The sequence below is a fragment of the Mesorhizobium sp. M0058 genome (genome assembly GCF_040323095.1).
GTDB lineage: Bacteria > Pseudomonadota > Alphaproteobacteria > Rhizobiales > Rhizobiaceae > Mesorhizobium.
The window spans coordinates 106,941-132,370 of sequence record NZ_JAMYUQ010000011.1 but is presented as its reverse complement, the minus strand read 5'-3'; the positions used below and the strand labels follow the sequence as shown (position 1 = coordinate 132,370).

24 protein-coding genes are annotated in these 25,430 nt (G+C 63.6%); 9 read left to right on the top strand and 15 right to left on the bottom strand.

The annotated features are described in order from the left end of the window. Positions 1-45: 45 nt before the first annotated feature. The 7 genes from NKJ75_RS20195 to NKJ75_RS20165 form a co-directional block, all read right to left on the bottom strand. Positions 46-1,140, bottom strand: coding sequence for an ABC transporter ATP-binding protein (locus tag NKJ75_RS20195; RefSeq protein WP_352500093.1), 1,095 nt, complete (start codon positions 1,138-1,140; stop codon positions 46-48). A gap of 2 nt (positions 1,141-1,142) precedes the next feature. Further along, positions 1,143-2,189, bottom strand: coding sequence for an NAD(P)-dependent alcohol dehydrogenase (locus NKJ75_RS20190; protein ID WP_352500092.1), 1,047 nt, complete (start codon positions 2,187-2,189; stop codon positions 1,143-1,145). 15 nt (positions 2,190-2,204) lie between these two features. Beyond that, entirely contained in the window at positions 2,205-3,017 is an 813-nt protein-coding gene (locus NKJ75_RS20185) for a carbohydrate ABC transporter permease (protein ID WP_023671259.1), read from the bottom strand. An 11-nt stretch (positions 3,018-3,028) separates the two neighbouring features. Continuing rightward, entirely contained in the window at positions 3,029-3,895 is an 867-nt protein-coding gene (locus NKJ75_RS20180) for a carbohydrate ABC transporter permease (protein WP_023683583.1), read from the bottom strand. A gap of 98 nt (positions 3,896-3,993) precedes the next feature. After that, a complete protein-coding gene (locus NKJ75_RS20175; protein WP_023693095.1) occupies positions 3,994-5,265 on the bottom strand; it encodes an ABC transporter substrate-binding protein in 1,272 nt (423 codons plus the stop codon). Between the two features lie 229 nt (positions 5,266-5,494). Continuing rightward, entirely contained in the window at positions 5,495-6,412 is a 918-nt protein-coding gene (locus NKJ75_RS20170; protein WP_023671262.1) for an AraC family transcriptional regulator, read from the bottom strand. 94 nt (positions 6,413-6,506) lie between these two features. After that, entirely contained in the window at positions 6,507-7,316 is an 810-nt protein-coding gene (locus NKJ75_RS20165; RefSeq protein WP_023725984.1) for a helix-turn-helix transcriptional regulator, read from the bottom strand. Positions 7,317-7,429: 113 nt separating this feature from the next. On the opposite strand from NKJ75_RS20165, the gene NKJ75_RS20160 reads away from it, so the two are divergent. From NKJ75_RS20160 to NKJ75_RS20135, 6 genes are all read left to right on the top strand, one after another. Continuing rightward, complete coding sequence (locus tag NKJ75_RS20160) at positions 7,430-8,566, top strand: ABC transporter ATP-binding protein (protein WP_023823950.1); 1,137 nt, start codon at positions 7,430-7,432, stop codon at positions 8,564-8,566. Beyond that, positions 8,547-9,710: an ABC transporter substrate-binding protein gene (locus tag NKJ75_RS20155; protein ID WP_023683578.1), complete on the top strand. Its 1,164-nt coding sequence runs from the start codon at positions 8,547-8,549 to the stop codon at positions 9,708-9,710. Before NKJ75_RS20160 ends, NKJ75_RS20155 begins: the two co-directional genes overlap by 20 nt. A 61-nt stretch (positions 9,711-9,771) precedes the next feature. Then, on the top strand, positions 9,772-10,635 hold the full coding sequence (locus tag NKJ75_RS20150; protein ID WP_352500091.1) for an ABC transporter permease: 864 nt from the start codon (positions 9,772-9,774) through the stop codon (positions 10,633-10,635). Continuing rightward, positions 10,635-11,447: an ABC transporter permease gene (locus tag NKJ75_RS20145; RefSeq protein ID WP_352500090.1), complete on the top strand. Its 813-nt coding sequence runs from the start codon at positions 10,635-10,637 to the stop codon at positions 11,445-11,447. Before NKJ75_RS20150 ends, NKJ75_RS20145 begins: the two co-directional genes overlap by 1 nt. Positions 11,448-11,475: 28 nt before the next feature. Continuing rightward, a complete protein-coding gene (locus tag NKJ75_RS20140) occupies positions 11,476-12,237 on the top strand; it encodes an SDR family NAD(P)-dependent oxidoreductase (protein WP_352500089.1) in 762 nt (253 codons plus the stop codon). 187 nt (positions 12,238-12,424) lie between these two features. Then, complete coding sequence (locus tag NKJ75_RS20135) at positions 12,425-13,828, top strand: MATE family efflux transporter (protein WP_352500088.1); 1,404 nt, start codon at positions 12,425-12,427, stop codon at positions 13,826-13,828. 52 nt (positions 13,829-13,880) lie between these two features. Here the strand turns inward: NKJ75_RS20135 and NKJ75_RS20130 are convergent, their stop codons facing one another. The 8 genes from NKJ75_RS20130 to speB form a co-directional block, all read right to left on the bottom strand. After that, positions 13,881-14,684 carry an ABC transporter permease gene (locus NKJ75_RS20130; RefSeq protein ID WP_352500087.1) on the bottom strand — a complete coding sequence of 268 codons (804 nt, stop codon included), beginning with the start codon at positions 14,682-14,684 and terminating at the stop codon, positions 13,881-13,883. Continuing rightward, positions 14,681-15,535 carry an ABC transporter permease gene (locus NKJ75_RS20125; RefSeq protein ID WP_023711357.1) on the bottom strand — a complete coding sequence of 285 codons (855 nt, stop codon included), beginning with the start codon at positions 15,533-15,535 and terminating at the stop codon, positions 14,681-14,683. Before NKJ75_RS20125 ends, NKJ75_RS20130 begins: the two co-directional genes overlap by 4 nt. After that, complete coding sequence (locus NKJ75_RS20120; RefSeq protein WP_023671274.1) at positions 15,532-16,569, bottom strand: ABC transporter ATP-binding protein; 1,038 nt, start codon at positions 16,567-16,569, stop codon at positions 15,532-15,534. Before NKJ75_RS20120 ends, NKJ75_RS20125 begins: the two co-directional genes overlap by 4 nt. A gap of 77 nt (positions 16,570-16,646) precedes the next feature. Then, positions 16,647-17,735 carry an ABC transporter substrate-binding protein gene (locus NKJ75_RS20115; RefSeq protein ID WP_023671275.1) on the bottom strand — a complete coding sequence of 363 codons (1,089 nt, stop codon included), beginning with the start codon at positions 17,733-17,735 and terminating at the stop codon, positions 16,647-16,649. Between the two features lie 68 nt (positions 17,736-17,803). Next, positions 17,804-18,451, bottom strand: coding sequence for an amino acid ABC transporter permease (locus NKJ75_RS20110; RefSeq protein ID WP_023671276.1), 648 nt, complete (start codon positions 18,449-18,451; stop codon positions 17,804-17,806). Further along, positions 18,448-19,104 carry an amino acid ABC transporter permease gene (locus NKJ75_RS20105; protein ID WP_023671277.1) on the bottom strand — a complete coding sequence of 219 codons (657 nt, stop codon included), beginning with the start codon at positions 19,102-19,104 and terminating at the stop codon, positions 18,448-18,450. The genes NKJ75_RS20110 and NKJ75_RS20105 overlap by 4 nt, the downstream gene beginning before the upstream one ends. Before the next feature lie 6 nt (positions 19,105-19,110). Next, positions 19,111-19,905, bottom strand: a complete 795-nt coding sequence (locus NKJ75_RS20100) for a transporter substrate-binding domain-containing protein (RefSeq protein ID WP_352500086.1) — start codon at positions 19,903-19,905, stop codon at positions 19,111-19,113. An 83-nt stretch (positions 19,906-19,988) separates the two neighbouring features. Then, a complete protein-coding gene (speB, locus tag NKJ75_RS20095; RefSeq protein ID WP_023671279.1) occupies positions 19,989-21,050 on the bottom strand; it encodes an agmatinase in 1,062 nt (353 codons plus the stop codon). 212 nt (positions 21,051-21,262) lie between these two features. Here speB and gcvA point away from each other — a divergent pair, with 212 nt between their 5' ends. The 3 genes from gcvA (at position 21,263) to NKJ75_RS20080 (ending at position 25,339) form a co-directional block, all read left to right on the top strand. Continuing rightward, positions 21,263-22,231, top strand: a complete 969-nt coding sequence (gcvA, locus tag NKJ75_RS20090) for a transcriptional regulator GcvA (protein ID WP_023671280.1) — start codon at positions 21,263-21,265, stop codon at positions 22,229-22,231. Between the two features lie 169 nt (positions 22,232-22,400). Further along, complete coding sequence (gene pncB, locus NKJ75_RS20085) at positions 22,401-23,705, top strand: nicotinate phosphoribosyltransferase (protein WP_023671281.1); 1,305 nt, start codon at positions 22,401-22,403, stop codon at positions 23,703-23,705. Between the two features lie 191 nt (positions 23,706-23,896). Beyond that, positions 23,897-25,339, top strand: a complete 1,443-nt coding sequence (locus NKJ75_RS20080; RefSeq protein WP_352500085.1) for a hypothetical protein — start codon at positions 23,897-23,899, stop codon at positions 25,337-25,339. Positions 25,340-25,430: the final 91 nt, after the last annotated feature.

The following is a 25,430-nucleotide window of genomic DNA, read 5'->3' as shown; positions in this document are numbered from 1 at the left end:
AGGAAAAGTGTGAAACGGTTTTCCGTCCGGAATTGCGTACCAAATCTAGGCCTCCTCTCGCCGGCGCAAGGATGCGCCGGTCGCCGCGTCGAACAGATGCACGCTCTCCTCCTCGAACGTATAGCGCACAGGCGCGCGCAACGCCGGGCATTCGCGGGCCGATATCAACGCGCCGACCTCCTTGCCGCCGCAGGCGAACGTCACCAGCGCGTCATTGCCATGGAACTCGATGAGGTCGGCGGTGCCTTGCAGAAGATTGATGCTCTGAGCGCCGGCGGTCTTCAGGTCCGGCGGTCGGATTCCAAGCACGGCGCGCTGGACGCCGCGCAGATCGAAGCCCGAGCCTTCTATGGAGAAGGTCGAGCCGCCGCCTGTCAGCGTCCAGCGTTCGTCCTTCCGCCCGACGGCCACGTCGATGAAATTCATGTTCGGCGTACCGATGAAGCCGGCGACGAACAGATTGCCCGGCTGGCGATAGATCTCCGCAGGCGAGCCGATCTGTTCGATAACGCCATCCCTGAGCAGCACGATCCGGTCGGCCAGCGTCATCGCTTCCAACTGATCGTGGGTGACATAGACGGTGGTGGTCTTCAGCGACTGATGCAGCCGGGCGATCTCGACCCGCATGTGGTTGCGCAGCTTGGCATCGAGATTGGACAGCGGCTCGTCGAACAGGAACACTTTCGGCGTCTTGATCATGGCGCGCGCAATCGCCACGCGCTGCTGCTGGCCGCCGGAAAGTTCGGTCGGCTTGCGGGCGAGGTAAGGTTCGAGGCCGAGCGTCTTTGCCACCGCCTCGACCCGCTTCCGGATCTCGGCCGGGGGCACTTTCTGTCGCTTGAGCCCAAAGGCGATGTTGTCGAAGATCGTCATATGCGGGTAGAGCGCATAGTTCTGGAAAACCATGGCAATGCCGCGCTCGCCGGGCTCGAGATCGTTGACCACTTTGCCGCCGATCGACACTTCCCCGCCGCTGATATCTTCCAGTCCGGCCAGCATCCTGAGCAAGGTCGACTTGCCGCAGCCGGACGGGCCGAGGAATACGACGAATTCGTGCTCCTCGATCGAGAGATTGAGGTCGCGGATGACGGTGGTGGCGCCGTAAGCCTTGTCGACATGGGAGCAAACGATCGCGGACATGGTCAGCCCTTCTCGCCGGTAAGAAGGATTTGCAGCTTGACGTCTTGCGGCTTGCCTTGCGCCGCCCGCTCGAAGGCCTCGATGCTGTCCGAGAAATCATAAGTGCCGGTGATCAGCGGCTTGAGGTCGACCTTCTCCGAGGCGATCAGCTGCAGCGCGCGGTCGAAGATGTTGGCGTAACGGAACACCGTCTCGATGCGCACTTCCTTGGAGATCGCCGCCGGAACGTTGAGGCTGACCGGTTCGACCGGCAGTCCGACCAGCACCACCGCGCCGCCCGGCCGCACGACATCGAACAGGTCGGCGAATGCCTTCGGGCTGCCGCTCGCCTCGAACACGATATCCGCGCCCCAATTGTCGGTCGCGGCGGAGACTGCGTCGACCAGCGATTGCTCACCTATATTGACCGGCACGATGCCGGGATATTGCGCGGCAATCTTGAGCTTGGGTGCGGAAAAATCGGAGATCAGCACCTTCGAGCAGCCGCCGGCCAGCGCCGCCAGCGCGATCATGATGCCGATCGGGCCGCAGCCGACGACCACGGCGACGTCGCCAGGCACGATGCGGGCGCGGCTCGCCGCGTGCATGCCGATGGCAAAGGGTTCGACCATCGCGCCTTCGGCGAAGGTGACATTGTCCGGCAGTCTGTAGGTGAAGGCGGCCGGGTGCACGGCATAGGGCGCCAGCACGCCATGCACAGGCGGCGTCGCCCAGAAGGAGACGTCAGGGTCGACATTGTAGATGCCGAGCCTGGTCGCGCGCGACGACAGGTTCGGCACGCCCGGCTCCATGCAGACGCGGTCGCCGACCTTCAGCGTGCCGACATTGGCGCCGATCTCGACGATCGTTCCCGCGGCTTCGTGGCCGAGCACCATCGGGGCCCGCACGACATAGCTGCCGATCGCGCCATGGGTGTAATAGTGCACGTCGCTGCCGCAGACGCCGACCGTGTGGATGGCGATCTTGACATCGCCCGGTCCGACGTCGAGCGGCAGCGCGATCTCGCGCAGCGACAGTTCGCCTTTTTTCTCAAGCACCAGTGCCCGCATAGGTAAGTCCTCGCATCAAGTCTTTTTTTGCCGGAAAACGGAATTCAGGAAGCCGCTGAGCACGCCGAGGAACAGCAGCGGCGGTAGCGACAACAGCACGACCGAGGCGTTGAGGATTCCCCACGGCACGTTCATGCCTTGCTGTGAAAGTTCGGAAGCGACGATCGGCAATGTCTTGGCGTTGGAACTGGACAGCATCAGCGCGATCAGGAATTCGTTCCACACCAGCACGAAGCTGAAGGCGACGGCGCCGATCAGCGAGCGCGCCGCTACCGGCAGCGCAATGCGCCAGAACACCGAGTAAGCGCCGTAACCGTCGACGAAAGCGGCTTCCTCGATTTCCTTCGGCACGGCCTGGAAGGCGGGAATGGCGAGCCACATGATCACCGAGATGGTGAGCAGCGAATAGGTGACGATCAGCGCCGGCAAGGTGTCGTAGAGCCCGATCTGCAGCCAGATCACCATCAGCGGAATGGCGACTGCCACCGGGGGCAGGAAGCGCAGCGACAACACGAAGAACTGGATGTCGCCAGCGAAGCGATTGGGATAGCGCGCCACCGCATAGGCTGCCGGAAGGCCGAGCATGACGCCGATCAGCACGGCGACGCCGCAGGAAATGACCGAGTTATAGAGACCGGTCATGACGCTGTCGCGGCCGATGATGTAGCTGATATTGTCGAAGGTCGGGGTAAACACCAGGCGCGGCACGCGGGTGATGATGTCGACATTGTTCTTCAGCGAATTGACCGCCGTCCAGGCGAGCGGAAACACCGCCATGAAGCCGGCGAAGGCCAGGATGATCTTGCCGATGAGGCGGCCCGGTCTCATGCGATACGGCCTCATGCCTGCACCCGCTTCCACAGCATGGTGAAGGTGATGACAGTCGCGATCATCATCAGCACCGCCATGGCCGAGGCATAGGACACCTTGCCGGATTCGATGAAGCCTTGCGAGAAGGCGTACATGTCGAGCGTCTCGGTCGCCACGCCCGGCCCGCCGCGCGTCATCACATAAATCAGGTCGAAGGAGCGCAGCGATTCGATCATCTTGACGAACATCAGGCTGATCAGCGGCGCCTTCAGCATAGGCAAGGTCACATAGGCATGGATCTGCCAGCGTTTGGCGTGGTCGAGCCGCGCCGCTTCGATCGGCTGCGGCGGCAAGGTCTCCAGAAGCTTCAGCACGATGACCGCGAAGAACAGTCCCCACTGCCAGACATCGACCGAGGCGACGGCAAACAGGGCCGTCGACGGCTTCGACAGCGGGTCGAAGATCAGCCCGCCGGTGATCAGCCTGTAGGGATAGGTGGCGATGCCGTAGAGCGGATGATAGGCAAACTTCCACACGAAGGCCGCCGAGACACGCGGCAACAGCACCGGGATGATGAACAGCAGGCAGTAGATGTTGCGCAGCCGCGGCGACGCTACTTCGAACATCAGCACGCCGAGCCCGATCGCCACCATCATCGTCGCCACCACGGTGACGATTTCCCACTTCACCGAAACCCAGACCGCGTTGAGGAAACGCCGGTCGGCGAACAGGTCGATGAAGTTCGACAGCCAGACCCAGGAATAGTCCGACGAGCTCAGCTCGCGGTTCTGCAGCGCAATGACGATGGCGTACAGCGTCGGCACCATCGACAGCACCAGAAGAATGGCGAGCGTCGGAACCAGAAACGTCACGGGCAGGGAAGAGCGTCGGCGCATTGCCTATCCTCGGGCTGTGCCTTTTTGGGGAGAACCCGCGGCGCACAGGTCCCGGCATCCGGTCGAATGCCGTGGACCGCGCGCCGCGGGCGGGAGGATTACTTCTTCTTCACCAGCTCGTTGGCGTAGGCCTCGAGTTCGTCGAGGCCGCCCTTGACGTCGGTGCGCGTGCCGGTGACCAGCTCTTCCAGGATGATGCCCCAGCGGTCGCCGAGATCCGGCCAGCGCGGATCCTGCCAGAAGTTCACCGCCGTCACCTTGCCGGTATCGGCAAGCGCCTGGCCGAGATCGGCGCCATAGATGTCGGCGAACTCCTTGCTGGACAGCACGCTGGTGCGGTTGAGCTCGCCGAACTGGTGCGCGTCGAGCCGGCGCTTCTCGTTCTCCTTGGACGTCGCCCAGGCGATGAACAGGCCGGCGCATTGCTTCGCGGCGTCATCGGCATTGGCCTTGGCGGCGATGGCGAGGCCGTGGCCGTAGCCGCCGCCGGTCAGTGGCGAGGGCGGCGGCAGGAAGCCGATCTTGCCGACCACTTGCGAGGTCTTCGGGTCGACCGCCATGCCCGACAGCGGCGTCGATTCGACCAAGATGGCAACCTGGCCCGACAGGAAGGCGCCGGTCGATTCATCCCAGCTGCCGGTCTGCGTGCCGGGCGCTGAATCCTTGAACAGTTTAAGATAGGTCTCGGTCGCTTTGACCGCGGCCTCGGAGTTGAAAGCCGGCTTGTCACCGTCGAACCATTTTCCGCCATAGGCCTTGAAGAACGGCATCCAGCGCCAGACATTGGCGCCCGAGCCACGCGCGCCGCGCAGCGCGATGCCGTACATGCCCTTGTCGGGATCAGTCAGCTTCGGCACGTCGGCGATCAACTCGTCCAGCGTCTTCGGCGGCTGGATGCCGGCGGCTTCCAGAATGTCCTTGCGGTAGACCATCAGGTCGCCGCCGCCGGTCAGCGGCGCGAACCACACCTTGCCGTCATAGGTGGCGACCTTCTGCCGGCCCGGGTCGAAATCGGCGTAGTCGTAGTCAGCCGGGTAATAGTCGGTGAGCGGCACGATCCATTTCGACGAGGCGAACAGCGCGACATTGGCTTCGTCGACATAGTAGACGTTGTAGTTGCCCACCGTGGACGCATCGGCGCGCGATTTCGCCCGGCGGTCGTTCTCGTTGAGATAGTCGATCTGGAAGCTGGCGCCGGCCAGTTTCTGGAACTCGTCCTTGGACGCCTCCAGCAGCGTCAGCCCGTCACGCGGTTGCGCCAGCACCTTGACCGGCGCCGAGCAGACCGGCGCCGCCAGCGCCATGGTCGAGAGGGTCGTGGTAAGCATGAAAGCTGCGCTTATGCTCGCAGCGAGCCGAATTGGTTTCATTGATTTTCTCCTCCAGGAACAGTCGCAGGAAGCGGAAGTCTTCGGTTGCGCGATCCTCGCCATCGCCCGAGCGACAAGCCACCCATCGCCAAAATGAGGAGTTGCTAAAGGCCGCGCTAGAAGCCCCGTTGCAGCAGACCTGTACTTTTATGCATTGTGCGCTGCAAAATCCGGCCCGCCTGCACGGCCTCTGTCACATGAGTACCGATGGAGTGAGGAAGGCCGGTTTTCAGGCGCGCATCGTCATCCGCTGCTTCGACAGCTTGCGGTAGGATGACGGCGTCATCCGGTGCTTGCGCAGGAAGGCGCGGTTGAAGTTGGAGATGTTCATGTAGCCGACCTGGAAGCAGATGTCGGTGATCGGAATATCGGTGTCCGCCAGCAGCTTGCAGGCTTGCCAGAGCCGGAGCTTGGCGATGTGGTCGCTGAAACTGTTGCCGGTGTTCTTCTGGAAGAAGCGCGAAAACGTGCTTTCGCTCATCCCGGCCAGCTCCGCCGCCTCCGGCAGCTTCAGATCCTCGGCGAAATGCTGGAAGAGATAGGTCAGCGTGCGCTGGATGATGTCCAGCGAGGTTGCGTCGAGCGCGGGTGAGAAATCCGGCGAGGACAAAAGCTCGTATTCGTCTGTCCTGGCCAGCAGATCGACCAGTTCGAGGAAGAGGCAAAACCGGGCGAGCCCGTGCACGGTGCCCATCCGTTCCATCAGCGCAGCGCCGTCGAGCGCGGCGCGGCCATGGAAGACGATGCCGCGCAGCGATCGCTCCAGGAACGGTTCCAGTTCGCGCAGCTCCGGCAGCAGTCCCGCCGAGCCGCGCAGCCGCTGCGGATCGAATTGCAGCACGATGTCGCGTCCTTCGATCAGCTCGCCGGGTTGCACCGATGTCACCCAGTCATGCGGCAGCCCGCCGCCGACGATGCTCAGGTAGCCCGGCCCGAATTCGCCGATGTGATCGCCGACCAGCGCGACCCCGGAAGACTTCCGCAGGAGATGGATCTCGTATTCCGGATGAAAATTCCAGACATTGCGCTCCCAGGGATAGTCGTCGAGCCGCCACAGGAAACTGTCGCTCGCCTCGGTGACGATGTGCTCGAAAGCCGGCACCGTGCGAGGGATCGCGGCCGTGTTCTTTCTGCGCCTGAATGCCATCGTCTGCTCTCCGGGGCGTATGAGGAAGCGACTGGTTTCGGGTAATCCGTAGCAGTCTGTCGCCCGCAAGTGAACGATGTCTGCCTCAGCGATTTCAACGCCGGCTCTCGATGATCTCAATGAAGCGGGCGAACAGCCCGGCCTGGGATTTGACGCCGAGTTTGCGATGGATGTTGCGGCGGTGAACCTTCACCGTTCCCGGTACGATGCGCATGGCTCTCGCGATCGACTCGGTGGAATGCCCCTGCAGCACCAGATCGACGACATGCTTTTCGCGCGGGGTCAGCGACAGGCTTTCCCAAATGTGGGCGCGGTCGAACTCGTTGACGGCGGCGATCGTCTCGCCCTGCTCCGCTTCGTCCTGCTCCTCGGCCGAAAGTGCGGGCCAGCGCAACCGGGCGAAGTTGATGACCGCCGGCGCCATGTCGCGCAGCAGCCTGGCATCGGCGGTGCCGAAGGGACCCGAGGCGTGCAATCGCATCAGCGACAGCACCAGCGCATCCTTGCCGGGCAGCGGCACGAAGAAGCCGACCTCCTCGGCCAGCCTTGTCTGGCTATAGTAGGTGCGAAAATACTCGCTGGCATAGAAGCGGTCGGGCGCCAGCTCGCGCATGCGCCAGAACCCCTCCTTGCGCTCCACCGCCGCGTGATGAAATGGGTCGAGCAGATAAGGTCCTTCCTGATAGAGCGTGACGAAGACATGGCTCTCGGCCGGCGAGAAGGTTTCGAACAGCAGCGGCGGTCGCGATGCGCCGCGATAGCCGAAGATAACGCAGTGGTCGAAGCTGACATGCTGGCTCAGCCAATCGACCATTGCCTGGCCGAACATTTCGCCGCTGGTCTCTCGCGTTGCCGCGACAAGGGCTGCGAGCCGGCTGTATTCGTCGCTGCGGGACGCACTCAACCTATACCCCCTCAAACGAGAAAATAGATCAGATATACCACCTGCGAGGTATATACTAGCCGCCATCGGCTCTGGTAGCGTCCTGAAATAGCCCTGTTGCTGGAGCCAGCACTTTGACCGCAGTGCCCGACATCGAGTTTCGCGGCGTCACCAAGCGCTATGGCGCCGTGACCGCTGTCAGCGGCATCGATCTGGCTGTGCCGCCCTCCGCCTTTGTCGCCCTTCTCGGACCGTCCGGCTGCGGCAAGACCACATGCCTGCGCATGATCGGCGGCTTCGAGCAGCCGAGCGAAGGCCAGGTGTTCATCCGCGGCCAAGACATGGCCGGCACACCGCCCTATCGCCGCCCGGTCAACATGGTGTTCCAGCAATATGCGCTGTTTCCGCACCTCGATGTCGAAGCCAATGTATCCTACGGGCTGCGCCAGGCACGGCCACGCCTGTCGTCGCAGGAAATCGGCCGTCGCGCCGGCGAGGCGCTCGAAATGGTGCGGCTCGCCGGCTATGGCGGCCGCAAGATCCACGAACTGTCCGGCGGCCAGCAGCAGCGCGTCGCGCTGGCGCGCGCACTGGTCAACAAGCCGGCCGTGCTGTTGCTCGACGAGCCGCTGGCGGCCCTCGACAAGAAACTGCGCACCGACATGCAGATCGAGTTGCAGAACCTGCAGCGCGAGATCGGCATCACCTTCGTGCTGGTCACCCACGACCAGGAGGAGGCGCTGTCGATGAGCGACTTCGTCTGCGTCATGAACGGCGGCCGCATCGTACAGCTCGGGCAACCAAGCGAGATCTATGACGAGCCGGCCGACCTGTTCGTCGCCGACTTCGTCGGCAAGACCAATCTGTTGAGCGGCAAGGTTGCCGGGCATACAGGCGATCTTGTCAATGTGGCGCTGGCGGACGGAACCGTCATTGCCGCGCGCAAACGAACCGCCTTGCAGCAGGGCGAGACCGTTTCTGTCAGCCTGCGTCCTGAATCGCTAAGCCTCGGCGCCACCAAAGGCAGCCCTTTCAAGGGCATCGTACGCAACCGGATCTTCTTGGGCTCAACGGCGGAATACGCCATCGAGGTGCAGGGCATCGGAACGCTGCTGGCCAAGGCCGACCATGTGATCGGCCATGGCAACCTCTTCAAGCCGGGTGAACCCGTCGCCATCGGCTTTGCCTCCGGGACGCCGCTGGCGTTTCCGGAGACCAAGAACAACGGGACCAACCAGAGGGTAGCAAAAAATGTCGAAATCATATCGTGACGGACTGCCGATTAGCCCTGAGAACTTCGTCGACCAGCTGATGCGCCTGAAGCGCGGCTCGATCGGCCGCCGCGACTTCCTCGGCCTCACCGGCCTTGGCATCGCAACCGCGGTGATGGCGCGCGAGCTCGGCATCATGCCGACGCCGGCCTTCGCCGCCGAAAACCTCGGCGACCGCATGTCGATCGCCACCTGGCCGAACTATCACGACCCGCAGACCTTCGAGAATTTCAAGAAGGACACCGGCGTCGCCGTCGAGGTCAACGTGTTCGGCTCCAATGAGGAGATGCTGGCCAAGCTGCAGGCCGGCGCCTCGGGCTGGAGCCTGTTCGTGCCGACCAACTACACGATCTCGACCTACAAGAAGCTCGGCATCATCGATCCGCTCGATATGGCCAAGCTGCCGAATTTCGACGGCTCCCAGGAGGACCCGCGCTTCACCTCGGAAGGCACGATCGACGGCACGACCTACGCGGTGCCGAAGAACTGGGGCACCACGGGCTTTGCCGTCAACACCAAGAAGCTGGCCAAGCCGATGACGAGCTGGAAGGAATTCTGGGACGTCGCCATGGCTGAGGGCGATGGCCGCACCATGGTGCATGACTACCAGCTGACCACCATCGGCAACGCGCTGAAATATTACGGCTATTCCTTCAACTCGCTGAAGCAGGACGAACTCGCCAAGGCCGAGGAACTGCTGCTCAAGGTCAAGCCGCATCTGTTCGCGGTCTCTTCGGACTACCAGCCGGGCATGCGGGCGGGCGACGCCTGGATGACCATGTGCTGGACGAATGATGGCGCACAGCTGCATCGCGATATTCCAGAGATCGCCTATGTCTTGGGCAAGGAGGGCGGCGAAATCTGGACCGATTTCTACGCCATCCCGAAGGACGCGCCGAACAAGCCGGCCGGCTATGCCTTGCTCAATTATCTGATGACCCCGGAGGTTGCTGTGAAGGAGCATCTCGCCAATGGCGCGCCCTCGACCGACGCGCGGGTCAACAAACTGCTGCCCAAGGAAGTGCTCGACAATCCGATCCTTTACCCGGCGGCCGACCTGTTGACACCGCTGGAGTTTGGTGCGGCGGCGACGCTGACCGACCCCGGCCGCGCCGAACTGATGGCGCGCTTCAAGTCGGCTTGAGGCTGGCCTGACGCAAACGGAAAACCGGCGGGCCTAGGTCCGCCGGCATCGGGGCGGTTTAATGCACGGCAACAGATTTCGGCACAATTTTCTGACAGCGCTGCTGCTCGCACCGGCCACGGCGTGGCTGGTGGTGTTCCTGGTGTTGCCGTTCATCGCCATTGCCGTATTCAGCGTCGGCGAGCGGGCGCCGGAGGGCGGCTATCAGGCCGCCTTCACGCTGGCGCAGTATGCCAATCTTCCGGCGCGGGCGACTGCTTTCTGGAACACGATGATGCTGGCGCCGGTGGGCGCGCTTGCCTGCCTGCTCGTCGCCTACCCGGTTGCCTACTATCTCGCCCTGAAGGCGCCGGAGCGCTGGCGGCTGATCCTGCTTGCGCTCGTCGTCATTCCGTTCTGGACCAGCCTTTTGATGCGCACCTACGCCTGGATGTACATTCTGGGCGGACGCGGCATTCCCGCACTGCTGGCCTTTGTCGGCATCGAGGATGTCAGGTTGATCAACACGCCGGGCGCCGTGCTGCTCGGCATCGTCTATGGCTATTTGCCCCTCATGATCCTGCCGATCTATGTCAGTCTCGAGCGGCTCGACCGAAGGCTGCTGGAAGCCTCCGCCGATCTCGGCGCGACCCCGCTCTCAACCTTTCTGGGGGTGACGCTGAAGCTGTCGCTGCCGGGCGTCATGACCGGCTTCTCGCTGGTCATGATCCTGCTGCTTGGCGAATACCTCATCCCGACGCTGCTTGGCGGCGGCAAGGTGTTCTTCATCGGCAACGCATTGGTCGACCTGTTCCTGCAGTCGCGCAACTGGCCGTTCGGATCGGCCATCGCCATCACGCTGGTGGCGGTTTCGGTGGTGGTGCTGATCGCGGCAAACCGCATTTCGACACGGGTGTCGGGCGCCCGCAGGGTGGATCTGATCTGATGCGCGCCTTCGTCACAGCCGTCTTCGCCTTCCTCTATCTGCCGATCGCGCTGGTCGTGCTGTTTTCCTTCAACGCCGGCCGCCATGCCAGCGAGTTCACCGGCTTTTCGGTGCAGTGGTACGGCACGGCGCTGTCGAACCCGTTCCTGGTCGAGGCGTTGAAGAACAGCCTGTTCATCGCTACCACCAGCGCCCTTCTGGCGGCGGTGTGCGGCACGGCGGCGGCACTCGGCCTGGCGCGGGTGGGGCTCAGAACCCGCGCCGTCTTCGACGCGCTGATGGGTGCCGCGATCGTCGTTCCCGGCGTCGTCATCGGCATCTCGACGCTTGTCGCGCTGGTCCAGCTGTTTGGCGTGCTCAACCCGTTCCTCGCCTCGATCTGGCCAAACGACCAGCCGCCGCGCCTGTCGCTCGGCTATGGATCGATCATCGCCGCCCACGGCCTGTTTTCGATGGCGTTGGTGACGATAATCGTCGGCACGCGTCTCGCCAGCCTCGACCGCAACCTGGTTGAGGCCTCGAGCGATCTCTACGCCACGCCGCTGACGACGTTTCGCGCGATCGTGCTGCCGCAGATCATGCCGGCGGTGATCGCCGGCTTCCTGCTCGCCTTCACCTTCTCCTTCGACGATTTCATCGTCGCCTTCTTCGTCGCCGGCGCGCAGACGACGCTGCCGATCTATGTCTTCGCCTCGATCCGGCGCGGCGTGACGCCGGAAATCAACGCCATCGGCACCATCGTGCTCGTCGCCTCGGTTCTTCTGGTGGTGCTTGCCCAATGGCAGCTGCGCCAGCGCCAGCCGTCAAACTGAACAAGCCATCCAGCTGAAAGACAAATTCATGATCCTTAGAGACCGCATCGCCGTGGTGACGGGCGCCGGTTCCGGCATCGGCCGCGCCGGCGCCATGATCATGGCCAGGGAAGGCGCGCTGGTGGTCATCGCCGACCGGGATCTGGCCAGCGGCGAGACCACGGCGGCGGACATCCGGGCAGTGGGCGGGCAGGCCGAGGCCATTGTCACCGACGTTTCTGACGACGCCGCGATCGGGCAGCTCGTCACAGGCACTCTCGGCAAGTATGGCCGCATCGACATTCTGCACAATCACGCCGGCATCCAGGTCGGCGGCACGCTGACCGAGGTCGAGGTCGATGGTATGGATGCGTCATGGCGCATCAATGTACGGGCGCAGTTTCTGGCCGCGCGGCTGGTCATGCCGGCAATGGTCGCGCAAGGCGGCGGCGTCATCCTCAACACGGCTTCGAATTCGGGCGTCTTCTACGACCGCGAGATGATCGCCTATGCCACGTCCAAACATGCCGTGGTGGCGATGACCAGGCAGATTTCGCTCGACTATGCCCGGCACAATGTGCGCGTCAACGCGCTCTGCCCCGGCTGGGTCGACACCCCCTTCAACGAGCCGTTCATCGCCCAGATGGGCGGCCGCGAGGCGATCGAGACCTATGTCCGCACCAAGATCCCGATGGGGCGCTGGGCGAGCGCCGAAGAGATCGCCGAAGCGATCCTGTTCCTGGTCTCCGACCGCTCATCCTTCATGACCGGCCAGGCGCTGGTGATCGACGGCGGCGAAAGCATCGGTTGACCCAAGGGCAGCCGGATAGGAGGGTTCCCGCCTCTGGCTCAATCGCCGGCTGCCCGTCCTCCCTTGCCTTCATGCCGCATTTCGTCCAATAGAACGACGCAAACGCTGCGAAACCGAAGGTTTTGCCGTTTGGAAGTGCGGCTTCCGGCCTCGTTGCCGACGCGCCGCAATCGGAAAGAGCAGGACAATGTCTGCGATCGAAGCCGGCGCTCGTGCGCCGGAAAATCTTTGGCGTCAGGAAATCAGGGCGACGCTGGCGCTGGCCTGGCCGATGGTGCTCACCAATCTCGGCCAGACCGCGATGACCGCCACCGACGTCATGATGATGGGGCGTCTGGGCGCGGACACGCTGGCCAGCGGCGCGCTCGGCGCCAACCTCTATTTCATGCCGCTGATCTTCGGCCTCGGCCTGATGCTGGCGACCTCGCCGATGATCGCCACCGAGCTTGGCCGCCGGCGCTATTCGGTGCGCGATTTGCGCCGTACCGTGCGGCAAGGGCTGTGGCTGGCGATCCTGATCTCGATCCCGATCTGGATCGTGCTGTGGCATGGCGAGGCCATTCTGCTGGCCATGGGCCAGGAGCCGGCGCTCGCCCACCAGGCCGGCATCTATCTGCGCTGGCTGGAATGGGCGGTGCTGCCGTTCTACGGCTATATCGTGCTGCGCTCGTTCATCTCGGCGCTGGAGCGGCCAGGCTGGGCGTTGGTCATCGTTTTCGTCGCCGTCGCCTGCAACGCCTTTTTCAACTGGGTGTTCATGTTCGGCAATCTCGGCGTCACCTCGATGGGCATTGCCGGTTCGGGGCTGGCGACCACGCTGTCGAGCACGCTGATGTTCTGCGGCCTGGCAGCCGTGGTGATGCTGGAGAAGAAGTTCCGCCGCTACCGCCTGTTCGGCCGCTTCTGGCGCTCCGACTGGCCGCGCTTCAAGGGTCTGGTGCGGCTCGGCATGCCGATCGCCGGCATCCTCGCCTTCGAGGTGACGATCTTCAACGCCGCAGCCCTGCTGATGGGCCTGATCGATGCGGATTCGCTCGCCGCGCACGCCATCGCCATCCAGATCGCCTCGATCTCCTTCATGGTGCCGCTCGGCCTCAACCAGGCTGTGACGGTGCGCGTCGGCCTGGCCCACGGCGCCGGCAATCCGGCCGGCGTTTCGCGCGCCGGCTGGACCGCCTTCGTCATCGGCGTCTCGTCCATGGCGCTGATGGCGCTGGTGATGGTGCTGTGGCCGCATCTGTTGATCAGCGCCTTCATCGACATGACCGATCCGGCCAATGCCAGGGTGATGGCGCTGGCCGTGTCGTTCTTGGCCTTTGCCGCGCTGTTCCAGATCTTCGACGGCGCGCAGGCCGTTGCCGCCGGCATGCTGCGCGGCCTGCACGACACCAAGGTGCCGATGATTTACGCGGCGATCGGCTATTGGGGCATCGGCCTGCCGCTCGGCGTGCTGCTCGCCTTCCATTTCGGCTTGCACGGCGTCGGCATCTGGATCGGCCTGGCGTCGGGGCTGGCCGTGGTGGCGGTGCTGCTCCTCGCGCGCTGGCTGCGGCGGGATAGGATCGCGCCGCCGCTCGTCTTCAGCCATTAAAAGCAAAACGGCCGCCGGGTTCGGCGGCCGTTCTCGTTTGGCGTGGCTGCGCTCAGCTCCCGTCCGACGACATCGCGCCGAGCAGCCTGCGTATATCGCCGAACCTGGCGATCGAGCCGAACACCAATGCGGCCACCGCGACGAAGAACACCGACACCGAAGCCATGGTCGGTGTGTAGCCGTAGCGCAGCGCGTTGAAGATCTTGATGGGCAGCGTCTCAGTGGTGAAGCCGATCGTCATGTAGGCGACGATGTATTCGTTGAGCGACAAGACGAAGGCGAAGGCGTAGCCCGAGACGAGGTAGGGCAGGATCAACGGCAGCAGCACGGTTTTCAGCACTGTGCGGTCATCGGCGCCCATGGTGGCGGCGGCCTCGACCAGCGAGCGGTCGATCGAGGCAAAGCCGAGCGACAGCGTCACCAGCGGCAGCGTCACGAAGAAGATGGCGTGGCTGATTATGGCGGTGAAGAACTGGCCGAACAGCCCGACCGTCGCCCAGAAGGAGAGGAAGCCGAGCGCGGTGATGACCGGCGGTAGGATGAAGGGGGCAAGCCCCAGCACCTGGAAAATGTTCGCCCATGGCGCGATGCGCCGCCACAGGAACCAGGCCAGCGGCAGCGCCACCGCCACGGCAATCGCGGCCGAACAGACGGCCAGCGTCACAGAATGGATCAGCGCCAGCCGCCATTCCGGGTCGGTGAAGATCTGGGCGTACCAGGCGAGCGAGAAGCCGACCGGGGGGAAGCTGAGCTCCTGCCGCGAATTCACCGACACGCCGGCGACGACGATCAGCGGCGCCGCCAGAAACAAAGCGACGATGGTGAAATAGACACGGCGCAGCAAGGTCGCGGTCATAGGGCGTTCTCCCTTCGCCCGACGAGCAGTGTCAATCCGACCAGCGCCAGCGAGATCAGCACCAGGAACACCGCCATTGCGGCCGCGAACGGCATGTTGGACTGGTAGATCGCCTGGTCGGTGATCAGCACCGACAGCGTCCAGTGCTGCGGCCGTCCCAGAATCTGCGGCAAAAGATACGAGCCGAGGGCGAATACGAAAACCATGATCAGCGTCGCCACGATGGTGTTTCTGAGCGCCGGCGCGACGACGTTGAAGAAGGCGCGGATCGGCGAGGCGCCGAGCGTGCGCGCTGCCTCGAGCAATGTCGGGTCGAGGCGCACGAGGGCGGGGTACAGCACCAGGATCGTATAGGGCAGCGCCTGGTAGACCATGCCGGTCAGCACCGCGCCAAAGGTCGGCAGCAGCGCCACCGGCTTGTCCATCAGCCCGATCGCCACGAACAAATTGGTGATGCCGGCGGTGCGCGAAAACAGCGTCGACCAGGCAAAGCCGATAATGACTTCCGACAGCGACAGCACCGACAGGAGGCCGACCAGCCACAGCGTCTGCACGCGGCGCGGCCGACGGGTCAAAAGGTAGGTGAAGGGGAAGGCGATGGCGACGCAGCAGACGGCGACCAGCACCGCCAGCATCAGCGAAAAGCCGAGCACGCCGCCGAAGAACACCGACAGGAAGCGGGCGTAATTGTCGAACACGAAATCCGGCGTGTAGAAACCGGACGGGTTGCGCTTGAAGAAGCTGACCGCGATCATCGTCGAGAACGGCACGACGAAGAAGACGACCAGCATCAGCGCCGGAAAGAACAGCGGCGTGTAGTCGGCTATCGACTTCGGGGCTTCGCGTCTCATGCGCCGAGCACCACGCAGCTTGCCGGCGGCAATGTTACGCCGACCTTGGCGCCGACCGGCACGTCATGCCGCTCGCGCGGCGTCGTCACCGCAATGATGCTGGTGCCGCCGACGTCGACGAAGGTCTCGATGGTGCCGCCGAGATCGCGCACGAAACTCACCTCGCCGGTGATGGCCGAGCCGCCGGGGCTGCCGAGATGCACATCCTCGGGGCGGACCGATACAGAAGCTTTGGTCTGACCCGCCGGCATGGCAAGACCTGGAATGGCTGTGCCCAGAATGGTGGTGCGCCCGGTGCTGTCGATCTCGGCCGGCAGCAGATTGGTGATGCCGATGAAGTCCGCGACGAAGGCGTCGGCCGGCTTGCGGTAGATCTCGATTGGCGGCGCCGCCTGCAGGATCCTGCCGTGGCCCATGACGACGACCAGGTCGGCCATGGTCATGGCTTCGCGCTGGTCGTGGGTGACGACGATGGTGGTGATGCCCAACCGCTGCTGCAACTGGCGCAGTTCCACCTGCATGGCCTCGCGCAGTTTGGCGTCGAGCGCCGACAGCGGCTCGTCGAGCAGGAACAGTTTCGGCGACAGCGCCAAGGCCCGCGCAATTGCCACGCGCTGGCGCTGACCGCCCGATAGTTTGGCCACCGGACGGTCGGCAAAGCCGGTCAGATGGATGAGGCCCAGCAACTCGTCGACGCGTTTCTTCTGCTCCTCCTTCGAGGCGCCGCGAATGCGCAGCGCATAGGCGATGTTGTCGCCGACGGAGAGATGCGGAAACAGCGCCAGCGACTGGAACACCATGCCGAGATTGCGCTTGTGCGTCGGCAAAGGCGTGATGTCCTCGCCGTCGAGCACGATGGCGCCGCTGGTCGGCTCCTCCAGTCCGGCAATCATGCGCAGCAGCGTGGTCTTGCCGCAGCCCGACGGGCCGAGCAGACACACGAACGTGCCATGCGGCACGTTGAGCTGGACATTGTCGACGGCGGCGAAGTTGCCGAATTTTTTGGTGACGGCGTTGATGTCTAGTCCGGACATGCTCATCCCTTGGAGGGTTTGCTAAGGGGCCGCCGGACTATGCCGGCGGCCGCTGTGGTTCAGACGGATCGAACGGCTCAGCCGACGATCAGCTCGGTCCACTTCTGGTTGATCCAGTCGGCCTTCGACGTATAGAGGTCGTAGCGCGGGATGATCGGATCGATATCCGACGACACGGCTGCGAACTCTTCCGGCTTGAGGTCGAGCACCTCTTTCTTCAGCGTCGGCGTGGTTCCGACCTTGCGCGACATCAGGCCCTGCATCGACGGCTGGCTCATATAGTCGATGAAGGCATGCGCCTCGTCGACCTTGGTCGAGGCGCGCGACAGCACCCAATTGCCGGAATCCTGGATGCCGCCTTCCTTCGGGAAGGTCGAGCGGACATGGAAGCCGTCGGCGACCGCGAGGCCGGTGACGTCGTGATAATACTGGCCCATCGGGATCTCGCCCGACTTCAGCGCCTGCTCGAACTGCGCCTCGTCGCGATACCACAGCCGGACATTCGGCTTGAGCTCGGCGAGCTTTTCGAACGCCTTGTTCAGTCCGTCCTCGGTGTCGAGCGCATTGGTGCCGCCCATGAAGGTCTTGGCTGTCACTTCGAGCAGGAACGAGTTCGAGGCAAGTGCCAGAAGGCCAAGCTTGTCCTCATTGGCCTTGTCCCACAGAGTCTCCCATGAGGTCGGCGCATCCTTGTAGACGTCGGTGTTGGAGACCAGCGTGATCCACCAGGCGACGGCGCCGATGCCGGCGACCCGGCCATCCGGATATTTGTTGACGAAGCGCGGCAAGAGGTCGTTGTAGTGCTTGAACTTCGACGTATCGAGCGGCGTCCACAATTCGGTCGACTGGCCCTTCAGCGTCGAGGTCTGCGACATCATCGAAAGGTCGGCCGGGGCTTGGCCGGCCTTGGACGCCTGTTCGAGCTGCACCAGCCAGGCTTCGCCGGTCGGCTCGGCGACCGACTCGACCGCAATGCCGGTCGCCTTGGTAAAGTCGGGGAAGACGTGCTCGTCGAAGGATTTCTTGAAATAGCCGCCATAGACGCCGACCTTCAGCGACTTGTCCTGCGCGCGCAGGATCGACGGCATGGCGAGCACGCCGGCTGTAGCGAGGCCCGCACCAAGCACGCCGCGCCGTGTCAGGGATTTTCCAATCAGTCTGTTCATCTGGTTTCTCCTCAGTTGATGCCGTTCTATTCCGGCAGGTTCCCTTCACGCACTGTCGCCGCCTGGCGTCAGTGGGCCGCCGCTCGTTGTTCGAGCGTACGGGCGTATTGCGTCAGTGGAAAGCACATGACGAAGAAGATCAGCGCCACCAGCCCGTAGACCTTGAACGGTTCGAAGGTGGCGTTGTTGATGGCGTTGGAGGTTCTGACCAGCTCCTCGAAGCCGATGATCGAGGTCAGCGCCGTCGATTTGATCAACTGCACCAGGAAGCCGACGATCGGCGCCCTTGTGATCGAGAACGCCTGCGGCAGGATGATCAGCCTGAGCTCCTGCAGACGGTGCAGCCCAAGGCTGGCGCCAGCGTCCCACTGCCCGCGCGGCAGCGCATCGACGCCGCTGCGCCAGATCTCGGCCAGATAGGCGCTGGCGAAGAAGGTCAGGCCGAGCACCGCTGCCGTCCATGGCTCGATGCGCAGGCCGAGCATCGGCAGGCCGAAGAACATCAGGAACAGCTGCATCAACAGCGGCGTTCCCTGGAACAGGGCGATGTAGCCGGAAGCGATGCGCCGGCTCCATTTATTTTCGGCGATGCGGAAGAACAGCACGATCAGCCCTACCACCGCCCCGCCGACAAAGGCCGCCAGCGACAACAGCACCGTCCAGCGGGCGGCGAGCAGCAGATTGCGAACGATGTCCCAGAAGGTGAATTCGATCATGTGACACCTGCCCCCAATACGCGGCGCCCGCCTGTGACCAGCAGCCGGCGCAAGGCCATGGACAGGACGAGGTAGACCAGGGTCACGACGAAATAGGTTTCGAAGGAGCGGAAGGTGCGGGCTTGCAGCATGTCGGCCTCATAGGTCAGCTCACGCACGGCGATCTGCGACACCACGGCCGATTCCAGCATCATGATGACGATCTGGCTGGTCAGCGCCGGGTAGATCACCTTGAGCGCCTGCGGCAGCACGATCTTGATGAACACCTGGCGCGGTCTCAAGCCCAGTGCAAGCGCTGCTTCCGTTTGTCCGCCGGGCACGGCATCGAGACCGGCGCCGACGATTTCAATGGTGTAGGCTGCCATGTTGAGCGTCATTGCCAGCATGGCGGCCAGGATCGGATCGAGCCTTATGCCGAGGCTGGGCAGGCCGAAGAAGATGAAGAACAGCTGCACCAGGAACGGCGTGTTGCGCATCACCTCGACATAGACCGCGATGGCGCGCTTCACGAATACCGGGCCGTTGCGCCGGCCGGCAGCGCCCAGGATGCTGAGCAGCGTGCCCACGAGCGTGGTCACGACGATCAACAGGATCGTCGTGGCCGCGCCGCGCGCGATGTCGCCCACAGCGCCTGGGAGCCAGGCAAAGGCCACGAGAACTCAATCCTTGAGGTTGTCGGGATTGAGCGGCGTCTTCAGCCAGGCCTTCGAGCTCTCATCGAGCTTGCCGTCGGCCAGCATCTTGGCAACCGCATCATTGACCGCCGTCTTCAGCCGGTCCTCTTTCTTGTTGAGGCCGATATGCGAAGGCGAGGTCAGAAGCTGGAACTTCTGCTCCGGCTTCAGCGCGTCCTGCTTGGCCAGCACCTGGGCGCCGACATCATTGCCGACCACCATCAGCTGGGTCTGGCCCGAGATGAAGGCCTGGATGACGGAATTGTAGTTGTCGAAGCGCTTGATGTCGGCCGATGCCGGCGCCGCTTCGGTCAACGACGTATCCTCGAGCGTGCCGCGATTGACGGCGATCGACTTGTCGGCGAGATCTTCCTTGCCTTTGATCGAAAGCGCTGCCGGACCGATGACGGCGATGTAGTAGGGCGCATAGGCGGCGGCGAAATCGATCACCTCCTCGCGCTCCTTGGAATAGCCGACGCTCATCAGGATATCGACGCGCTTGTCGGTGAGATACGGGATGCGGTTCTGGCCGGTGACGCTGACCAGATTGAGCTTCACCTTGAGTGAATCGGCGATCGCCTGCGCGACGTCGACGTCGTAACCCTTGATGCTCATATCGGCGCTGGCCGAGGAGAAGGGCGGAAAGTCGGAGAAGATGCCGACATTGATGGCGCCGGCCTTGGTGATGTCGTCGACGGCGTCGGCATTGGCCTGGGAGGCGAAGCCGAGGCCGGCGAGCATCAGCGCGGCGGCGATGGTTGATTTCATTTGGATTGTCATTGGTATTCCCCTTCTGGAAGCTTGTTTGTTTTGGAAACGGCCGCCGGCTCCAGCGCGGCGGCCGCCTTTGCATGTGAAATCCGTCAGGCCCCCTTGCCGGTGATCGCCGGGCTGAACACCATCAGGCTCAGGATCTCGAACAGGACCTGGGCGCCGACATGGGCGGTGTTGGTGGTCGCGTCATATTGCGGCGCCACCTCGACGACGTCGCCGCCGATGATGTTGAGGCCTTTCAAGCCGCGCAGCAGTTCGAGCACCTCGCGCGTCGTCAGGCCGCCTATTTCCGGCGTGCCGGTACCCGGCGCGAAGGCCGGATCGACACTGTCGACGTCGAAGGAAATGTAGGTCGGGCCGTCGCCGACGATTCTGCGCGCCTTCTCGATGATGGCCGGGATGCCGAGACCCGTCACCTCTTCGGCATGCACGACCGTCATGCCGGATTCATAGGTGAACTCCCACAGATACTCCGCCGAGCCGCGGATGCCGATCTGGATAGTGCGGGTCGGGTCGAGCACGCCGTCCAGCACCGCGTTGCGGAACGGTCCGCCATGATGGAACTTGGTCATGTCGAACAGCCCGCTTGTGTCGCAATGGGCGTCGATATGGATCATGCCGACCGGCGCCTTTTTGCCGACCGCCTTCAGGATCGGATGGCTGATCGAGTGGTCGCCGCCGACCGAAAGCGGCAGCACGCCGGCATCGACGATCTGGTTGGTGCGGCGCTCGATGTCTTCGTGGCTGACCTCCAGCCGGTAGCGGCTGCGGAACGGCGTATCGCCGATGTCGGCGACGCGCAGCTCATGCGTCGGCGCGCATTCCAGCACATGATTGTAAGGGCCGATGCGCTCGATGGCGCGCAGCGCCCTTGGCCCGAAGCGCGAGCCGGGCCGGTTGGTGACGCCGAGATCCATCGGCACGCCGATGATCGCCACCTGCAAATCGCCGAAATCCGGATTGTCGGCAGCGATTTCACGGTAGGGCGCGGCGAGGAAGGTGGGGATGCCGGCATAGGGCGCCAGCCTTGTGCCGCTCTTGGAGAAGATCTTGTCCGCGACCTTGCGGAACTTCGGGTCGAACATCTCGCCGCCATGGCTCTCGCCATACTTGCGGCGCAAGGCTTCCAGCTTGCCTCTGTCATAACCCATGTCGGTCTCCTCCTGCGGGCTGATGCATGCGGCCGTGGCGACATCTGCGAACTGACCATCATCCGGCCGGGTCGCTGTCCCGCTGGCTGCCTGTAGATTTCACGTCATTGATGCTGTTGACCTGCCAAAGTGTCCGGCAGCCGCATTGAAAAATCAATTGATATTGTTACGGTGCTGATTGTGAGAAAATCTCACAGAGTATCCGGTTGCTCATGGCCAAGCGTCTGCCCCCCTTGAATCCCTTGCGCGCCTTCGAGGCGACGGCGCGGCATGCCTCGCTGACCAAGGCGGCGAGTGAGCTCAACGTCACCCACGGCGCAATCAGCCACCAGATCAAGGCGCTCGAGCAATCACTCGGCGTAAAACTGTTCGAACGCACCGGACAGCGGGTAAAGCTCACCCCGCACGGCGCCGAATTGCTGCCGGCGGTCTCGACCGCCTTCGACGGCATCGCCGCCGCCACCCAGCGCATGACCAGGCCAGCGAGCGCCGGTACGCTGTCGGTCTCCTGCGTGCCGGCGCTGCTGCTTCTGTGGATGACGCCGCGGCTCGGCAGCTTCATGGCGCAATATCCTGATATCAGGTTGACGCTGATCCCGTCCAACGACCCCAAGGACATCCGCGCCCCACAGGTCGATGTCTGCGTGCTCTATGGCGACGGCAGCTGGACCGATTGCTGGATGCGCAAATGGTCGGGCCTCGAACTGTTCCCGGTGGTCAGCCCGACGCTGATCAACAACCGGCCGCTCCGCATCTGCCGGGATCTTGCTGGCCATGTCATCCTGCATGGCGATGATGGCCGCGAATGGCACACCTGGCTGGCCGCCGCCGATGGGCTCGACCTCGAACGTGGCCGCCGCCACCATCTCGGCGACGCCCGTACGGCGATCGAAGCCGCGGTGCACGGACATGGCGTGGCGCTCGGCGATTCCGTCACCGCCAGCATGCTGCTCGCCAGGGGCCTGCTGGTGGCGCCGTTCAGCCTGTCGGTGCCGGCGGTCGACGATTTCTACGTCGTTTGCCGCAACGAGATGCGTTCGGCGCCGATCGTGCAATTGTTCGTCGACTGGCTGTTTGCCGAAAAGGAACAAGCCGACAGCCGCGCCGACGCGCCGGTGGCCGGCCGCATCGGCAGCCGCCGGAAGCGTCCGGCGCTGCGGGTGGTGGGCGCCAAGAGTTGAGGCTGGACCGGAGCGACTGCTTTTTGTCGGGCCAGCCCGGAAAGCGGGAAGCGCTTTCAAAAATTCAATGCTACTAAGCTCTTGCCAGGCAATTTCAGGAAACGAGTGCGGCGGTTTTCCGTCCGGAATTGCGTAAGACAGACGTGAGCAGCGAAGGCGACGGCAGGACATGGCAAGAACCGATATAGCGCGGCGCGTTTACAACCACACCTGGAAGCTGGACCCGATCGTCCGCAGCCTGCTCGACACCGATTTCTACAAGCTTCTGATGCTGCAGATGATCTGGGGCATGTACCCCAAGGTCGACGCCACCTTTTCGCTGATCAACCGCACTACCTCGGTGCGGCTTGCCGACGACATCGACGAAGGCGAATTGCGCGACCAGCTCGACCATGCTCGCACGCTGCGCTTCTCCAAAAAGGAGATGATCTGGCTTGGCGGTAACAATTTCTATGGCCGCAAGCAGATCTTCGAGCCGGAATTCCTCGGCTGGCTGGAAGGTTTTCGGCTGCCCGACTACGAGCTGTCCAAGCGCGACGGTCAGTACGAGCTCTCCTTCAGCGGTCCCTGGATGTACACCACCCTGTGGGAAATCCCGGCGCTGGCGATCATCAATGAGCTTCGTTCCCGCGCCGCCATGCGCGCCTTCGGTCCCTTCGCGCTTGACGTGCTCTATGCACGCGCCAAGGGGAAGATGTGGGCCAAGACCGAACGCTTGAAGGCGCTGCCCGGCATCCGCATCTCCGATTTCGGCACCCGCCGCCGCCATTCCTTCCTGTGGCAGCGCTGGTGCGTCGAGGCGCTCAAGGAAGGCATCGGCGAAGCCTTCACCGGCACCTCGAACGTGCTGCTGGCGATGGACAACGACCTCGAAGCGCTCGGCACCAACGCGCATGAATTGCCGATGGTTTTTGCCGCCCTTGCCAAGTCGGAAAAGGAATTGAAGGAATCGCCCTACAAGGTGCTGCAGGACTGGCAGCGCTATTACGGCGGCAACCTGCTGATCGTGCTGCCCGACGCTTTCGGCACCGCATCCTTCCTGCGCGACGCCCCGGACTGGGTCGCCGACTGGACCGGCTTCCGCCCCGACAGCGCGCCGCCGATCGAAGGCGGCGAAAAAATCATCGACTGGTGGCGCGAGAAGGGCAAGGACCCCAGGCAGAAGCTGCTGATCTTCTCCGACGGTCTCGAGGTCGAAACCATCGAGGAGACCTACAGGCACTTCAAGGGCAAGGTGCGCATGTCCTTCGGCTGGGGCACCAACCTCACCAACGATTTCGAAGGCTGCGCGCCGACCGAAACCAACAGCCTGGATGCGATATCGCTGGTCTGCAAGGTAACGGAGGCCAATGGCCGGCCGGCGGTGAAGCTGTCGGACAATCCGGCGAAAGCGACGGGCGACAAGAAGGAGATCGAGCGCTATCTCCGGATTTTTGGGGCGAAGGACCGCGTGGAGCAGCTGGTCAAGGTTTGAGGGTCGGCGGGTGCCTTGCTGGACGAAATGGAAATCGCGATAGCGTGAGTTCCCGCCCACCCCCCTCTGTCCTGCCGGACATCTCCCCCGCAAGGGGGGAGATTACCCCGTCATCTCCGCCTTCGCTAATCTCCGACGTTGCAAAGGAAGCGCCGGCAGGGCAACTGCCAATCTCCCCCCTTGAGGGGGAGATGTCCGGCAGGACAGAGGGGGGCGTCGTAGAGCGCGGCTGTCACCGGCCAACCCTTATCACCACCACCCTCACACTCCTCCCCACCCCTGCCTTCGCCCACGCCTCCGACCGCGGCCACGTCCTCCTGCTTCCCACCGGCTACTACATCGCCGGCGGCGCGCTTGCCGTCGCGGTCAGCTTCCTCGTCCTCGCCCTGCTGCCACCCGCAACCCTCGACCGCTTCTGGCGCCGCCGCTTACAACTTTTCACCTTCAGCGACACCGCCCGCACAATCATCAGCCTCATCTCCTTTGCCGGCTTCGCAACCCTCGTCGCCGCCGGCCTGTTCGGCAGCCGCGACCCGCTCTCCAATCCGCTGTCGCTAACCATCTGGACGCTGCTCTGGGTCGGCCTTGCCATCGCGCAAGGCCTGTTCGGCGATCTCTGGTCGTGGCTGAATCCATGGTATGGCCCGCGGCGGATCGAAAGCCGCCTGTTCAAGCTTCGTGGCGGTGAGGGACAGAAATCGCGTTTGCCTTCATGGCTCGGCCGCTGGCCGGCCGTTATCCTGTTCTTCGCCTTCGCCTGGTTCGAACTGATCTATCCGGCGCCCGACGACCCGGCGCGGCTGGCCTATGCCGCCGGCCTCTACTGGTTGCTTACCTTCATCGCCATGCTCGCCTTTGGCTACCGCGATTGGAGCCGGCGCGGCGAATTCCTGACGATCTTTTTCGCCATGGTGGCTCGTTTCGCCATCGTCGAGCGCGATGAACACGGTCGCCTCGCTCTCTGCTGGCCGGGCTCAAAACTGCTCGGCGCAGCGCCCCTGCCGGCAAGCGGTATCGCTTTCCTGCTGCTCAGCCTGTCATCGGTGTCCTTCGACGGCCTGTCGAAAACCTTCTTCTGGCTCGGCCTGTTCGGCATCAACCCGCTGGAATATCCCGGCCGCACCGCGCTCATCGGCATAAGCAGCTTTGGCCTCGTGCTGACCTTCGTCCTGCTCGCGGCGGCATTCCTGCTGGCCGTCATACTCGGCCAGCGCCTTGCCGGCAGCCGACATTCCCACGGCGAGGCCGCCGGGCTGCTGGTCTGGTCGATCGTACCGATCGCGCTCGCCTATCATGTCGCGCACTATCTGACGGCGCTGCTGGTCGACGGCCAGTATGCGATTGCCGCTTTGTCCGACCCGTTCGCGCTGGGATGGAACCTGTTCGGCGCCGCCGACATGCAGATCGAGGCCGGCCTCGTCGCCGGGGCCCACTCCGCCTGGTGGCTGTGGAACCTGCAGGCCGGCATCATCATCGCCGGGCACATGCTGGCGGTGCTCGTTGCCCATGGACTGGCCTGGCGACTGCACCAGGCGCCATCGCGCGCCGCCCTCAGCCAGTTGCCGCTCACCATGCTGATGATTGCCTACACGATCTTCGGCCTGTGGTTGCTTGCCACGCCGACGGCCGGATGAGACAAGCTGATCCACATGCCTTTGCGGAAAGCCCGCTTGCAAGCTCTGTGCTTTGGTGATTTAGTTTGTACACATGCAATTTCTGCCCCTC